At 63.5% G+C, this 15,460-nt stretch carries 13 protein-coding genes; 8 read left to right on the forward strand and 5 right to left on the reverse strand.

The window, feature by feature from the left end; all coding sequences use genetic code 11:
- Positions 1 to 88: 88 nt before the first annotated feature.
- The 4 genes from ABD156_RS21125 (at position 89) to ABD156_RS21140 (ending at position 2,085) form a co-directional block, all read left to right on the forward strand.
- Positions 89 to 337 carry a hypothetical protein gene (locus tag ABD156_RS21125; RefSeq protein ID WP_344276093.1) on the forward strand — a complete coding sequence of 83 codons (249 nt, stop codon included), beginning with the start codon at positions 89 to 91 and terminating at the stop codon, positions 335 to 337.
- Entirely contained in the window at positions 337 to 750 is a 414-nt protein-coding gene (locus ABD156_RS21130) for an acyl-CoA thioesterase (protein ID WP_344276096.1), read from the forward strand. Before ABD156_RS21125 ends, ABD156_RS21130 begins: the two co-directional genes overlap by 1 nt.
- A 100-nt stretch (positions 751 to 850) precedes the next feature.
- The gene (locus tag ABD156_RS21135; protein WP_344276099.1) at positions 851 to 1,057 is read left to right on the forward strand and encodes a hypothetical protein; all 207 of its coding nucleotides are present in this window, start codon (positions 851 to 853) and stop codon (positions 1,055 to 1,057) included.
- Between the two features lie 134 nt (positions 1,058 to 1,191).
- Positions 1,192 to 2,085 carry a beta-keto acid cleavage family enzyme gene (locus ABD156_RS21140; protein WP_344276101.1) on the forward strand — a complete coding sequence of 298 codons (894 nt, stop codon included), beginning with the start codon at positions 1,192 to 1,194 and terminating at the stop codon, positions 2,083 to 2,085.
- A gap of 502 nt (positions 2,086 to 2,587) precedes the next feature.
- Here ABD156_RS21140 and ABD156_RS21145 read toward each other — a convergent pair.
- Genes ABD156_RS21145 through ABD156_RS21155 form a run of 3 tightly spaced genes read right to left on the reverse strand, consistent with a single transcriptional unit; the run spans position 2,588 to position 5,441 of the window.
- Entirely contained in the window at positions 2,588 to 3,802 is a 1,215-nt protein-coding gene (locus tag ABD156_RS21145; protein WP_344276104.1) for a hypothetical protein, read from the reverse strand.
- 16 nt (positions 3,803 to 3,818) lie between these two features.
- Complete coding sequence (locus tag ABD156_RS21150) at positions 3,819 to 5,060, reverse strand: hypothetical protein (protein ID WP_344276107.1); 1,242 nt, start codon at positions 5,058 to 5,060, stop codon at positions 3,819 to 3,821.
- 51 nt (positions 5,061 to 5,111) lie between these two features.
- Positions 5,112 to 5,441, reverse strand: a complete 330-nt coding sequence (locus ABD156_RS21155) for a hypothetical protein (RefSeq protein WP_344276110.1) — start codon at positions 5,439 to 5,441, stop codon at positions 5,112 to 5,114.
- A gap of 375 nt (positions 5,442 to 5,816) precedes the next feature.
- Between ABD156_RS21155 and ABD156_RS21160 the strand changes: the two genes are divergently transcribed.
- The 3 genes from ABD156_RS21160 to ABD156_RS47830 all read left to right on the forward strand — a co-directional run bounded on the left by ABD156_RS21160 (position 5,817) and on the right by ABD156_RS47830 (position 7,484).
- A complete protein-coding gene (locus tag ABD156_RS21160; RefSeq protein ID WP_344276113.1) occupies positions 5,817 to 6,365 on the forward strand; it encodes a hypothetical protein in 549 nt (182 codons plus the stop codon).
- A gap of 133 nt (positions 6,366 to 6,498) precedes the next feature.
- Positions 6,499 to 7,062: a hypothetical protein gene (locus ABD156_RS21165; protein ID WP_344276116.1), complete on the forward strand. Its 564-nt coding sequence runs from the start codon at positions 6,499 to 6,501 to the stop codon at positions 7,060 to 7,062.
- Positions 7,059 to 7,484, forward strand: coding sequence for a WhiB family transcriptional regulator (locus tag ABD156_RS47830; protein ID WP_350539872.1), 426 nt, complete (start codon positions 7,059 to 7,061; stop codon positions 7,482 to 7,484). Before ABD156_RS21165 ends, ABD156_RS47830 begins: the two co-directional genes overlap by 4 nt.
- A 462-nt stretch (positions 7,485 to 7,946) precedes the next feature.
- Here ABD156_RS47830 and ABD156_RS21170 read toward each other — a convergent pair whose 3' ends face one another.
- Positions 7,947 to 8,888, reverse strand: a complete 942-nt coding sequence (locus ABD156_RS21170; RefSeq protein ID WP_344276119.1) for a PIN domain-containing protein — start codon at positions 8,886 to 8,888, stop codon at positions 7,947 to 7,949.
- A 447-nt stretch (positions 8,889 to 9,335) separates the two neighbouring features.
- A complete protein-coding gene (locus ABD156_RS21175) occupies positions 9,336 to 10,040 on the reverse strand; it encodes a hypothetical protein (protein ID WP_344276121.1) in 705 nt (234 codons plus the stop codon).
- Positions 10,041 to 11,157: 1,117 nt separating this feature from the next.
- On the opposite strand from ABD156_RS21175, the gene ABD156_RS21180 reads away from it, so the two are divergent.
- Complete coding sequence (locus ABD156_RS21180) at positions 11,158 to 14,664, forward strand: SIR2 family protein (protein WP_344276124.1); 3,507 nt, start codon at positions 11,158 to 11,160, stop codon at positions 14,662 to 14,664.
- Positions 14,665 to 15,460: the final 796 nt, after the last annotated feature.

Here is a 15,460-nt window from a genome sequence, read left to right on the forward strand (position 1 = left end):
CCGATCCGCGAACAGCCGTGCGCCGACGTACATACGGAGACGGCCGGACGATCGAACCGAACACGGCGCCCGGCGCGCACTTCGGCAGGTGGCCGAAGCCGGACTGCTCGACGTCGTCACCCGCGCCGTCGTCGACTTCGGATTTCAGGTCGACGCCCCGAACATCGTGCGGCGCGTCTGCGCTCCCGCTTCGTTGGCGCTTGGCGACGACTGCGACAACGACCACGTCATTCGCGTCGCTGGACGGAGGCGGGCCAGCGGCGCGACAGACCACAGCGGTGCACTCGATCAATCGGCGAAGGCGCCAAGGCGCACTACCCTCGGAGTCGTGATCTGATGCCGGAACCCTTCGTCCGCAATATTCCGACACGATGGACCGACTTCGATGCCAACCGCCACGCCAACAATGCCGTCTACCTGACCTACCTCGAGCACCTTCGCGATAGTTTCTTCATCCAGGCTGGCATTCGCAGGGACTCGACAGTGCTCGCATCGGCCAACCTCACATTCATCACCGCCATACCGCTAGGCGTAACGGAGGTAAGAGGATCCCTGGCCTGCATTCGCGTAGGGAGATCCAGCATAACGACCACTGAAACTCTCGCCGCCGACGGCGCACCGGCGATGGAAGCGACATCGGTATCTGTCTATGTCGACGAACAGGGCCGACCGTCTCCTGTGCCCGACCATGTCCGCCGTCAACTCGACGCCTACCGCATACCCGTCTCGACCGGAGAGGAGCACCTGTGAGAACAGCGCGTGCCCCATAGGATGATCTGCGATGTTCGGGCCGCGCTCCGGCAATCAGGCCACAACGGCGGTGCGGACAATCCGTCGATGGCCGACGTAAATGGCGCGGCGCCAGCGTGCCTTCCTGCACAGGTCTCGTGAAGAAGAAACCCATGTGATCGCCGACGAAGACTTCGGCCTCGAGCAGAACCTGGTTGCGGACCTCGATGGCGGAGTAACCGCTTCGCCGCGCGCCCGGGAAAAGACGACAGCCGCGGATCGCTTCGGCCCCTTCCGCGCCTCATTACACTGGCCGAATTCGTCGTAACTCTCCCACTGGCGATTCCGAGCGCAATGGGATCGACGAAAGAAGAAGCTGGAACACTCTCACGACCGAACCGCGCTTATCCGCGAACTCCTCGGTTGGACTACCCGACAAGACTCACGACGGAAAGGTTGACGATGAGTCGAGAAGTCATGATCACCTGCGCTTTGACCGGCAGCGGCGACGGGCACAAGAAGAACCCCAGCGTTCCCGTCACTCCGAAGCAGATCGCCGAGGACGCGCTGCGCGCCGCCAAAGCCGGGGCCGCGGCAGTCCATGCGCACGTCCGCGAACCGGACACCGGCGAGCCGTCCCGGCGTCGCGAACTCTACCGTGAAGTCCTCGAACGGATTCGAGAGGTCGATGACTCACTGATCGTCAACCTGACTGGCGGCATGGGAGGGGAGATGCTGTTCGGACCGCCGGACAGTCCCTTGGAGTTTCCCGCCGAGATGGACTTCGTCAGTCCGACGGAACGCATCGAGCATATCCTCGAGCTTCGCCCGGACATCGGAAGCTTCGACTGCGGATCGGTCAACTTCGGCGACGCGGTCTACGCGACGACTCCGTCATGGCTCGAACAAATGGCCCGGCAACTGCGAGAAGCCGGCGTGGCGCCGGAGGTCGAAGTATTCGACCTGGGTCACATCGAACTCGCCAAGAGCCTGATCGCCAAGGGGTTGCTGCCGTCGCCAACGATCTTCCAACTGTGCCTCGGGGTCCGTTACGGTGCCCCCGCGACGCCTGAAGGCCTGCTGGCGATGCGAAGCATTCTTCCAGCAGACTCCGTCTGGTTCGCGTTCGGCGTGGGTGCACGGCAGCTGCACATCGCCGGCCTCGCCGTGCTCCTTGGCGGACACGTGCGAGTCGGACTCGAAGACAACCTCTATCTCGCCCGTGGAGTGCTCGCGACCAACGAACAACTCGTAGAACGAGCCGTCAAGATCATCGAATCCCTCGGCGACAGGGTCATGGACGTGACAACGGCGCGCCGCATGCTCGGCCTCACTACCGTCAAGCGCGGGACATAAGCTCGCACCCGTGCTGGACGGCGCCGCACAAGCCGGGCGGGCCGCAGCCGCCGCGTCCCCCGCGCCCCGCCCGGCTTCCACAACAAGCTGGTCTGACCGGCAAAGAGAATAACGGAAGCTGGATCTCAAGTGGCAGAAGGTCTTCCTGAACAGAGCAAGGTACCGTCGCCTCGCTCGCCGGCAGAGCGGGCACCTGAGTACGCGCGGGGCATGGGTTACTTCAAGGTCGAGGCGACCGGCCCGACGCAGCGTAAACCACAGGACACGAAAGGTCTTCGCCGCGCGAGCGGGGGTGGTCCGGGCAAAGTCCAGTCTGACGAAATCTTCCAATCGCCCTCTCGCGCGGGCGGCTCATCACCATTGGCGACGTGGCTGCGATGTTCCCGTCGACCTGATCGAGCGGCTGCCCGGGGTCCTGGCTCGGGCTAGCCGTTGCCATGGTCGATCACGGGGCAGGATTATCACCGCACGCGGCAGTCCGCGGGCGACATCCCTTGACTAGCTACGGGATCGGTGGCGTGTAGGTTCCGACTCTGGAATTGTTCCAGCCATTGAGGGCTTGCGTGAGCTGGTCGTAGATGTGCTGATTGAACCTGACGCGGTCGTTCGGCGTGTGGGCGTAATGGCCGTAGGCGGCAAGTCCGTCGTCGGTGGTGCGGCTGACGCAGTGCACGAACTTGTCGTAGAGCGGCGGGTCGTTGAACAGGAACCAAAAATATCCGTACCTGGTCGGCACGTCGACCGTGAGACGCCGCAGATCCTCGGTTCCTGGTTCGGCGATGAATTTCTGTGGGGCGTTCTCATGCAGATGAGCGATCTCGTCCAGGAGGCCCGCAACGAGATGGCAGACGTACAGTGCTGCGAGCAGGTGCGCCGTCGGCGTGTAGGGGGTGGCCATGCCGATGGCGGGTTTGCCGTGGTGGTAGTTGCTGGATTCGTGCAGGCTGCGGGCAGCATCGTTGGTGGGGTGCAGGAACTGGCCCAGGAACGTGTAGTGCGCTTCGATACGGGCGATGCTGGCGTGGTCTGCCAGTTGGTTGAGTTCCAGGCAGGTCAGCAGCGCGTCGTATGACAGGTAGTGCTTGTAGACGACGGTGGCGTCCCGTTGGTGGTCCCGCAGTGCCTGTTGGGTGTCGGTCTCGTCAGCGACGTACTCGAAATAGTCGCCCTGCCACAGCCGCATCACCTCGGGACGGAAGTTGCTGAAGTGGAAGTAGTGCACCGGGATCACGAACTCGGCGTCGTCTTCGTCTTTGAGCCCCTCGAAGATGTGCATGAGGTGCCGCTTCGCGCGTGGATACTTGTCGACGGCGAGACGCGCGGCGGTGCCGGCCTGGTGCCCGGAGGCCAGTTGTTCCTTCTGCTCCGCGACGTAGGCCTTGAACTGGCTTTCGGTGAGATCAGCGCGGTCCTGTAGCCGGAAGTACTTGCGGCCCCGGCACATGAGCATGAACAGCAGGTAGTTCTCCAGCAGCGGCCCGCACAGCCCCAGCGCGTCGGCGACCTCGCCCCGGTCGACCAGCTGCAGGCAGGTGTCGGCGGTCTCCATCCGGAAGTTGATGAAATCGATCAGTTCGTTGTACATCCACTGCTGCACTTGGCCAACCCGGATCTTGTGGCCCCACTCGAGGTATGCAGCGAGCATCGCCCGCGTGTGCTTGTTGACCCGCTGAACTTCGGCCATGATGCGGTCACTCATCGACACCGGGTTTCCCACCGTCATTCCGTGTGTTTCAGTCGTGGACAGCGACGGTGACGAGCGCAAGAGTGATTTCGCGGTCGGGGTCGCCGTCTTTGTGCAGCACGAACACCGGCGTGCCATCGAGCGCCGCGGCGTCACGCAGGTAGCGGGGATGGGCTCGGACAATGTTTTCGGCGTCGGCGATGACGGCGGTGGCGTTCTTGTTGCGGATGAACACCACCATCGCGGCGCGCGTGTCACGCCAGGTGACGTAGCGGTCCAACAACTGCGGCAGGTCGTGTCCAGCAAAGTTCTTCGGCCCCGACCACCACTTGCACTCGGCGAGGAACACCGCCCCGCCGTCCCAGGGCAGGTAGATGTCGGTCTTGCCGCGTTTGCTGAACGTCTCCCCGGTCGCGGCGCCGTAGATGCTGTGCAACGTCGTCAGGATCTGGTCCCGGAGACGCTCTTCTCGCTGGTCGGCGTAGGTGAGCGCGAGCCGCTCGAACATGCGCGTGGTGGTGACGATGTCGCCGATGATGTGCGCGAAGTCGTCTGCGGTGATGGCGGGCTCTGGAGCGAACGGCTGATGCGGGCGAGACTGCCGCGTCGGCTTTACCTTCCGCCGGGAGACGGGCTGGACCCGGTAGGTCTTCACCGCCTCCTGGTCGCGGTGCAGCGGAACCCCGAGGATGGCTTCGGTGTCGCGGTCGGCCAGCACCTTCATGCGCCGGGCTTGCGCGGCCCTGGCCACCCTGGCGCGCAGCTGCTCTTTCGCTGCGGCGATGTCGCTGCGGCTGTAATCGAGGTGCGTGTCGATTTTCGTGATCTCGGCTTTCAGCGCGGCAACGATGCTGTCGCGCTCGCGCTCCAGGACGTCGGCCGGGACGTCACGAGACACGCTGACGTACCCGTCGGTGACACTGGCGTGCGGCGGGGCCAACGAGTACGTGCTGGCCTGCATATAAAGCACGTCCGTCAAGCCGGTGTAGGGCACCCGGAACACGATCCTGCTGCCGGGAACGTGGAACGACCGGGACCGGTTGGACACCACCCGCGTCGGGTCGCCGGAGATGTCGACCTGCTGGTCGCCGACCTCACCAGTCATCGCATCCCGATCCAGGCGGGGTTCCGGCACCAAGTAGCGGTCGATGATCTCCTCGGCGACCTGCTCGTGCGGCCGCGCCAAGATCTCATCAGCACTGACCTGCTGCACCTCTGCCAGCGCCTCGCGCTGCCGCTTCTCCAGCCACGTCCGCAGGTAATGACGCGAGAACAACTCCTGATCTGTCACCCATTCACACACCTCAGGCCGGTTGTCGTAAACACGCAACGACGTGCACGTTCACGGCCAGCCGGTATCACGGTAACGCTCGCCACCGACAGTCTGCGGTGGCGACACCCGGGCTACGCATTGCGAGACGCGGCCAAACTCCCGACGGCGGGCAGGGCGCGTAGGCGGGGAAACCTCCGGGTGATCGACCGGGATGAGATCGACGCCACCAGCAAGCTGCGGGGTGTGCACGCCGCCGACGTGCAGCGCGACGACCCTGGGAGCGCCAGGCAGGTGCCGCAGCAGCAGCGCGTGCCGGAGGTGGGTCTGGCTCCAGATCAGCGTGCAATCCAGCAGTTCCGCGCGCAGCGTCTTCACCCAGCGTTCCGTGATCGCGCTCATGCGAGGCATCCCGACACCAGTCAACACCGCGGTGATTCTCGCGTCGTCGAGGATCCTGTCGAGCGCTGGTCAACGGAACGCTTGCGACCTACCGCACCACGCCCGTACCGGGTGTGCCGGTGACTGCGGGCTCTTCGGCTCGCCGCGGTGCTCGGGGCGAACGATGGTTCTCGGTGTGGCTGAACGATTATCACGTCGTGGTCGACCACGGTCACCTGGCAGCCTCGTACCGCGGCGAACACCCGCTGCGAATCCGCCCGATCACGCGGCCGCCGCGATGACTGCCTGCCGCGCACTTCCCCTCCCTATCCAACACCTTGACGCATCCCAAACTGCCGCACGCACCGGCAGGCTTGCTGGACAGGAGTATCCGTGATGAGCCCGCACGCCGACGAACCGATCGCTCCGGATCTCCCCCAGGTTGAACAGCTTCGCGTACGGACTGCCGCGGCAGAGCGGCTCGCCGCACCGCGTAACGCCAGCCTTGAAGAGATTGCGGATTATGCCGAGAATTTGCGCATCTACATCGCCGACTTCGCCAATGACTCGTACACCCAGTTCACGTACCCGCCGAAGGGGCTCCGCTACGTCACCGAGCGCGTGAACCACCTCGCTGAGGCTCTGGCACGGGCCGCCGCCGGATACGCCCACGCGCGCAGCGAAGACATGGACTGCCCACGAATCGCCGACGATCTCGCCGCGCAGGGCTGGATCTCGCGCCCTGACCGCACACTCGACGGCACGCTGCCTCCGATTCCGCTTGACGAACTCCGCGATGTGCGAGGCTACCGTCGCGGATTCGCCCGCGGAGCCGAAACTCTCACGTTGTGGTTCACCAGCCCGGATTCCTTGGCGTACGCCAAATCCAGTACCCGCGGCACTCTCCGAACCGCCGCCGACGTGCGAGCTGTGATCAGCGGCTGAACCGACCACCCGCTATCCGCCGTTTTCTCCGGAGGAACCGAACATGCCATCACGATCCGAACTGCACGCCCGCCTCTTCCTGCTCGGCGCCGCAGAACCACCGGCACCCAACGTCCACTGCTACGTCACCGCCGTGGGGCCAGTCGAAGCCACGGAACAGATCTGGCAAGGCACCGCCCCTGCCGCAGTCCTCAACGAGATCGTCCGGCCCAATGCAGTGATCAACGACGAGTTGCGTGCCCTCGACTCCGGCACCGCGCGCCTGGTCACGCCCGAAGACGACGACTGGCCGATCGTCCGGCTGACAGGCCTCGCCAGCCACGGCGCTCCCCTTGCCCTTTGGGTGCGCGGAAACGGCAGCCCACCGGCCTCACCCGGTCTGCTTCGTCCGGAGGAACCCATGAAAGATCACGACGCTCACGAACAAGGACTGACACCGGCGCAGAGGATCCTCCGCGCCCGCATCGCGGCGAACGCATCGTGGGCTCGGACCCCAGATCGAACTCGGCGAACCGCACCCGCGCGAAAAGCAGCGCTTGACCGCTTCGAAAAGCTCGTCGACCCAGCCGGCGAACTCAACCACGACGATCGGACGAAACGAGCAGAACACGCTAGGAAGGAACACTTCCAACGCCTCGCGCTGCTCAGCTCGCGTGCCCGCCGCCGCGGAATCCCCAGCAACCCGCGTTCACAATGACTTCCTCCCTGGCGCGCTGGCATGAGTGGGCGTCATGCGCGAACCATCCAGATCTTGACTGGCACTCCGCGGAACCCGGCGACGTCGCAGCTTGTCGACGAATCTGCCAGTCGTGCCCGGTCCAAACGGCATGTCTCGAGGAAGCACTGGCCGAGTGCGACCCTTGGGGACTTCGCGGGGGGCTTACTCCTGACGAGCGCGAACTCATCGCTGGTCCGGAACGTGTTCGCATCCTGCCCGCCCATGGGACCAACGCTCGCTACGCGAAGCACCGTTGCCGCTGCGGCGTTTGTCGGCAGGCGCACGCTCGCTATGCGCGCCACTGTCGCAACCGGCGCAGGCTCAGCGGTTCACAACGTGCACCTCAGATCCAGAAGCGCCGCGCTTCAGGTGACCACGAGTCTTCTGTCCGAATCAAATGAGCTACCGGCTGCCCCACGGTGGACAACTGCGCCCGCACTCGAGGGGCGACCGGGCACGACACGTTCCTTCAACGGGCAGCTACCGCCAAGGTAATAGGTCGTGACATCTGGTCCAGGTCAGGAAACCGCCTGACGCTGCGAGCCAACCGAAGAGCGGGAACGAACTCATACGCCTCATCTCCTCCCATGCCTTCTTCGCCAGCTTGGTGAGCCTTCTGACGGCCTTCTCAAGAGCGACCAGCAAGAACACAATGAACGAGATACCGAGCATTCCGGTTAGACTGCAACCACGTCCCGAATCGAACGGCGCGCCGGACCCAGACCACACGCCACGGCCGCTATTCAGTTCTCCGGTTAGTCTACAGAAGACCGGTCCGGTGGCGAGCCCGACTTCGAACGGAACGGCCGCACAGCGCCTTGACAGAGAAGCCTGTGGTCAGCGAGTTTGCGCCCCCGCAGACGTCAACTCTTTGGGCTTCGTGAGACCTGCCCTACGGGGTAGCGCCCCTTCTTCGGCGCAGGCCGGGAGCCGTCCGGTTCGGGTTCATCAGGCGGTTGCGGGATCTTGGTGACCTCGAGCCCCGCGATACGGCCTCGGGTCGCCATCCCAGTGTCGTAGGTCAGCAATGTCACGACCCGGCTGGCCAGTGCCTGCACCGCAACGGCTCGATCGACGATCTCGTCGTCGGTAATCGGAAGGCGAACATGTCGAGGCGGATCCAGGAGCAGTTCAATCGTGACCGCACCACGGGGGACGCCTCCCTGTTCAGACTCTGCAGGAGAGTAGTCCGCCAAGCGGGCGAGAGCCGGCTTGCTGGGCTCAGACAGGAGCCTGTCGAACTCCGCGAGCGTATGACGAGAACGCCACCGGATGAGCCGGTCCTTGGATTGCTTCAGGTTGTCCAGTTCATCGACGACCGCAAGCGGAATCACAAGATGCAGCGGACCTTGTCGTTCGTCGATCAGCTTCGCGAAGTCGATATCCTCGAACTTCGCACCGTGCAGGTAGACCCCAGTGTCGGCTACCACGAGGCGTCCGGTCGCCGACCAGCGCTTGATTTCGGTGGCTAGAGCGTCCGCAGCGACCTGAAGATCGTCAATACGTGCCGTCAGCTCGGCGAAGAACAGGCCGGTAGCGATCCCCATGGTTCCGACGTCGGTCATCGTGAGCAACCGATCGTACGGCCGCGTGAGAATGAGACGGTCGACGTCGGCCTGCGAGACCTGGCCCCGCAAGCGTTGCGCAGCCTCGTGAGCCCATTGCGCGTAGCGGACTATCCGCTCCGTCGGATCGGCTACATACCCGGCCGCGTCCCCTCGCAGGTTGTACGCCTCAATGCTGAGTTCGCGCAGAGTACGTTCAACATTGTCCCGGTCAACACCAGGCAGCAGAGACACGAGCATCAGTCAGCCTTCGTTCGCGATTGGATCAAACCATCACGTTGGCGCGCCGCTTCCGATCATCGGACGACCCTCGCGGTGCCCACGTCATAATCGTCATGTCGCGGACTGGGCAAATTTCGCTACACGCGCACAGCCGTAGACCTGATGCCTGCCAGCTGGCCTACGGCTATGTCGAAGCCCTGAGATCCAGTTGTTCTCGGCGTCGCCCACAGGGCAGGCTGGAGCGTCCCGACGAAGCTACTCACTCGGCGACCGTACGCGCGCTTTCGCGACGACCTCGAGAGCTCTCTGACCCGTAGCTCCACGTTGAGTTGGAGATACGCAGAACGCCTGGTCACGATAGGCAGCAGTCGCGCCAGAGTCTGCATCCCTGGCATCGGCGGGCTACGGTTCGCGGCCAGACTGCGTGCCCGTTCCGGGCAAGTCACCGATGCCCTGGATCGGACGCTACGACGCTGTGTCGAACCCGCCGAGGCGGTGCAGCTCGTCTACGCACAAATGCCCGAACTCGGTAACCGTCCACTCGCTGCCCCAGCTCAAACCGCCTTCACCCTCGTCAGCGATCATCCCGAGATTCTCCAGCCGCGCGAAGATCGCGTCGAGAAGATTGGCTACTTCCGGCATTTCCTCAGAGATGACTTTGTTCTGACCTGAAGCCACCCGCTTCTGCCAGGCGCGCTCGGTGACCATGAGCAGCAGGACCTTGAGCTCGACGGGGTCGAGCGCAGCGACACCCGAAAAGATCCGGTCTTTTTCGTCCACGACAGCGGCGTCCGAAGCCAGCACGCCTTCGGCTGCGATACGCCCGTAAAACCGAACACGTTCCTCGTCGACCGTTCGCTGAGCGACTTCGAAAGCGCGACCCAACAACTCGAGCTTCCTGTCGTCATCCATGGCGGTAACCAGCAGGAACTCAGGGTCTTGGCCGGCGGCCCGAAGCGCCGCCTCCACTCGTGCGCGTCTCCGAGCCATCAAACGCACGAACACAGCCTCAGCAGTCTTGCTCACTCCGGCTGCGGCACCACCGATGGCCGCAGCGGACATCGGATCCATCCCTGCATACATCGCCATCGTCTTCGCCGCTTCATTGGCGACGTTGCTAACGACTTCGCCTGCAGCGGTACTAATCACGCTGGAGTCTTCCTCTGCCACACGACCAAAGTACGCTGCTGCGGCTAGCCAACGGGGAGCGGATGGAAGCGAGCCACAGATCCCGCCCGGCAAAGTTTGGGACAGATCCGTTTAAGTGTGTCAGCCACTGACCAGGCAGGCTCGCTGCTTGGCTTGGCTGGCTCCGTTACAGCAGCCCGCTGGCCGTCCGCCGTCATCCTGACCACCATTGACGTGATCGATGCGACGAGGTCCGTCTCGTTTCTCTTCGGACAGCGATGGATCCACAGGCTCACCCAGCATGAGCATCACCGATCTTCCAGTAATCGTGAAGCCGTTGGCTTCACCGTGACGGGACAGTTCCCGCCACAGCCAGGAGGAAGACACTGCGGCGATCGGATCACAACCTAGAGGCGGCTTGAGCATCTCTGTGAACCACCTCCTCGTCGGACGGTCGACTGCGCAGCGATCGAGATTGCTTCGTTGGGAACGCCATTCGCACGACCTATCGCAGACCAGTGCATCTTTGCTGCACTTTGATGCATCGCAGCACCTGGCCTGCAGCAATCCGCTCAATTTAAGCGCGGAAGCAGTCGCGCGACAACGGCGATGCCGAACCGGCCGACGATCACACGCGGGAGGGGCTGCAGCGCACAGCCATTGCGTTCGCTCCTTCAGGCATCGGTGGAGTCGCGACGGAGACGAGCTTCGGCGGCAGCAGGACCACTACCAGAGAGAGTCCCGCCCCAGGCAACAACGTTACGTCGCCACGCAGTGACGGGAGCGACACTCTGAACACCATAGCGCCGCACGCGGCGATCATCAGCACTGCCTCTACGGACGCCAAGGGAGCCCCCGCGGAAGCCAGCTAATGTTCGTCCAGTCCGCTCTGCCCCGCAGCGCGGCTAGCCGTCCCCAACTCGGCTCAGATAGCGACGCCCGCGACTGAGTGGCCACCACACCAGACGACCACGCACTTTCCACACGTCAGCCAAGCTGCTGACACTCGACGAACGCGCGCCGAACAGTTCTCCGGCTCCGCCTGGCGACTACACAGCAAGTCGTCTTGCCCAGAACTGTCATATTCCCGTCACCAGACCGCAGACGGCACGCGCCATTGGCGCGAGATCGAGATGCGACCGGCAGTAGAATGCTCTGGGTGTGGATTCGTAAGGTCGACTTCCCAAGTGAACTCATCACCTCTCACAGGGAAGGCAAGTTGGTGATTTTCGTCGGCGCTGGTGCATCTATTGATGAGCCTTCAGGCCTTCCGGGTTTTTCCGCCCTGACGGAGACGATCGCCGCTGAGGCAGAAGTGAGGATGTCGAAAGATGATTGGCGGCAGTTGGATGTCTTCTTGGGACGTCTCTCGGACGAGCAGTTCGATGTTCACCAGCGGGTTTTCACGCACATCAACAAGCCGGGATCGGCACCGAACCGTCTGCACGCGGCGCTCGCCGCTCTAGCGATCGCGTCCCGGCAGGTTCGTGTGGTCACGACCAACTACGACCTGCACATCTCTTCAGCGCTCCGCGAGGCAAAAGCTGATTTTGAACAGTTCTGCGGTCCAGCCCTCCCGGTCGGCGATGATTTCACCGGCCTCGTCTACCTGCACGGAAATCTGGAACAGGAACCTCGCCGGCTCATCGTCACGGACGGCGACTTCGGAAAGGCGTACCTGCGGGACGCGTGGGCAGCGCGATTCCTCGAGCGGATGTTCGCCCAGTACACCGTGCTGTTCGTTGGCTACGGCCACAGCGACGTCGTCATGCGGTACCTTGCACGAGCACTGGGACCCGGCGCTGCCCGTTACGTCCTGACCCACGAGCCGGAGACTCCGCGCTGGCGTTCGCTGGGAATCCACCCAGTCGGTTACCCCGTGGTCGACAACTCTCATGGAGCCCTGGCAGACGCTATAGACGGATGGGCGACGCAAGCGTCGATGGGGTTGCTGGATCACCGGCGGCGGATCGCGGAACTGGTCTCAGTGGCACCGTCAAAGATCCCCGAGGAAGAGTCCTACCTCGAGTCCGTCGTCGCAGACCCGGACCGGATTGACCTCTTCACCACACTCGCACGCGGCCGGGAGTGGCTCGAATGGACCGCTCGCCAACCGGAGTTCCAGAAACTCTTCGACGAAACAGCCCTGCCCACCAGCGTCACCAGGTCACTGGCCTATTGGTTCGCCGAGAACTTCGTCGTCCAGGAAGATCTCACGTCCGCCGCATTCGGTGTGCTGCGCGAGGCGGGCGGAAGGCTTGGGCCGACCCTGTGCCAGGTCATCGGCCATGTCCTGCACATGGCCCCGGCACCGCGCCCCGGGTGGCTCACTCCCTGGGTAGTCCAACTGGTCGAGGACACCCCGGCCGACAGCTCGGAGTGGCTCGAACACGCGCTGACGAAGTCGCAGTGGCCCCAGGACGAGACCGTCATGCTGCTGCTGTTCGATCGCTTGACCGAACCCCTGGCGCGACCGCACACGTTAATCGGGTCGCCTGATGCAACGCGTTTCACAATTCAGCTGCGCGGCTCGGTGCACTGGTTGGACGAGGCGTGGGAAGGGATTTTCCAGCACAACCTGCCCCACCTCGCCGCATCCGTTCTGGCGATCACCGGCCGGCATCTTCGCCGCGCTTGGCACCTGTTGGCCGCTACGACCTCGGCCAGCGACGTCTTCGACCTTGTCTCCTTCGGGCGATCAGCCATCGAACCTCATGCCCAGGACGCGCATCGTGACGCCATCGACAGCTTGGTCGACGCCGCACGCGACAGCCTCGAGTCGCTGATCGAGTCCGGCCACCCACTCGGTGCCGCGGCACTGACCGAGTGGGCAGCGGCCGACGCACCCATGCTCAACCGGCTGGCTCTGCACGGATACGTCCAGAGAACCGACATCGACGACACCGAGAAGATCAAGTGGCTTCGCGAGAAAAACTGGGTGTATGCCCATCAGCTCCGACACGAAGTGTTTCGCCTCATCGCGCTTTCCCTGCGCCACGCTGAGCAGTCGCAAGCAGACGGCCTCGTCCGCGACATCTTGGCCGGCCCCGAACACGACAGCAGCGAAGATGGCCGCCGCCACAGCGCGTACGCCCAGTTCAACGTACTGACCTGGATCGTCCGGCACGCTCCGGATCTGAGTTCAGCAGCTGACGCCCTCGCATCCATTCGCGAGCAGCACCCGGACTTCGGCGAACGCAAGAACCCCGACCTGATTTCAAGCATGACGTTCGGCTTCGCCCGCCCGAAGCCACCGATGACCGTGGACGAACTCCACTCCAGGATCGCCGAAGACGCTGCCAGCGCCATCGCCGAATTGCGCCTACTCGACGACGGCCGCATCCGCTTCGACGAGCCGGACTGGGAGGCAGCGCTAGAGGTGATCAGGGAGACCGTTCGCGATCACCCAGAGGACGGCTTCACGATCTTTCGCGACATCGCCGACCCGGACACCGCGGTCCTCGACGCTGTGATCACGGGCTGGTCGGCAGCTTCCGCTTCCGACGAACAGGCGAACGAAATCCTGCAGCTGCTGGCGACACTGGATCTGGCGACCGTCGCGGACAGCGTCTCGCGCATGCTCTCCGACAGCGGCCAGGCCGAAACGAGTTCAACCGAATGGCACCGCCACCCCGCTGCGAAGACTGTCGCCGAGAAGCTGTGGCCAGGCATCGAAACCCGTCCACCAGACGGTGACATCGCCGACTGGTTGAGCCGGGCGATCAACACCCCAGCAGGACGAATCAGCCTCTTCTGGGTCAAGACGATCTCGACCGAGTGGAGGAAAGCAGGCGACGACTGGACGGGCCTGCACGAAGACACGCGACACCAGTTGGAGATGATGCTCTCCAGTGACGACGATCGTTCAGCCATGGCTGAAACAGTGTTGGCCAGCCAGCTGTTCTTCTTTTTCAACGCAGACCGGGCATGGTGCGAGCAGCACCTGCTGCCCCTCTTCTCATGGTCCACACCAGCGCAGGCACAGCGCGCCTGGGACGGTTTCCTCGTTTGGGGCCGCTGGAACGACCAACTCCTCGACGCTGGCCTCCGCGAGGAGTATCTCAGCACTGCGAAGCACGCATCCGGTCTTCGGGACGAACTCCGCCAACAGTTTTGCGCACACGTCGCGGCGATCTCACTGCTCAGCGAATCAGATGCACTCGAGTTCTCGCGGACGTTCACGGCAAACGCCGACGCTGAACTTCGCGCGGAGTGGATGGACCAGATCACCTGGCTGCTTGACGAGCTTCCGGCAGACGCCGCGGAAAACCAATGGCAGCGCTGGATGAAGGGCTACTGGAGCGGACGCATCTCCAGCGTCCCGAAGCAGCTAACCCCACAGGAGGCGTCCGCCCTGGCCGCCTGGACCATATACCTCCACAAGTTCGTCGCCGAAGGAATCAATCTCGCGCTCTCGACCCCGGCAGGCCTGCGGGAACACTCGGGAACCCTTCGCAAGCTCGACGATCAGCTTCTCGATTCAGCTCCTGAGGAATTCGGTGCCTTCGTCGCCCACCTGGCGAAGCACACCAAACAGCCCTTCTGGGATTGTGACGAACTTGAACGGATCGTGAAGCACCTGCGGGGAAAAGCAACGACCCAGGACCCCGATACGATCGTCGCGGCCGCCCTAAGCCTCGGATGCAGCGGCGCTGCCAATTGGTGACGACTGGGCGATGTTCATCGGGGACCTGCCTGCGCGTTTGAACTCTCCAGAGTGGCTGTCGGCTGGCCAGTCTTCGCCTTGCAAAGGCGGGCCCATCCCATTATTCAGGCATGTCAGCGGCTGGTTCAAACCGACTCGTTGCTTGGCTTGCCTGGATCCGTTGCAGCATGCTGACCAGCATTGACTAACTCGTTCTCGACGCTGGGAGGTCCGCCTCGTCGATGTGGGGCCTTCGAGGTGGCTGTCCCCCGGCGAGCGCGAACTGCTCGCAGGCAGAGACCTCGTCCGAATTCTGCTGGCTCACGGGAGCAACGCTCGCTACTCCAAGCACAGCTGTCGATGCGCAACGAACGCGAACGCCGCAATAGTCGAAGACGAGAGGCCGGACAGCCGCTCGAGCCTGATCCTGACGCTGGCCAGGCAGCGAGAACCTTGCGCCGTCCTGCGTTCCTTCTCTTGACTAATCGGAGTCTAGCGCGTTCGGGTGACAATTCAGGCTAGACTTCAAAACCGGACGTGCTATGCTCGTTACTGAGCTGGAAAGACGCAGGCGAGCACAGCGCTTAGCTCCCATTTACTGGGAGTCAAGGGGTCGCAGGTTCAAATCCTGTCAGCCCGACCGGACGGATGAGCCGCTTGGCTTGGGTGGAAGCCCAGGTCGGGCGGCTTTTTTTGCTTCTGGGGTTTGATCTTGCGCCCGAGTGCCGGTGTGCAGGTTTGGGACCCTTTGGGGACCACGTCGAACATCCAGCCTGACCATCCGTCAGCGACTGGCGATCAAGATGCAAGTACGACC

It is taken from the genome of Amycolatopsis albidoflavus (assembly GCF_039525725.1).
Taxonomy (GTDB): Bacteria; Actinomycetota; Actinomycetes; order Mycobacteriales; family Pseudonocardiaceae; genus Amycolatopsis; species Amycolatopsis albidoflava.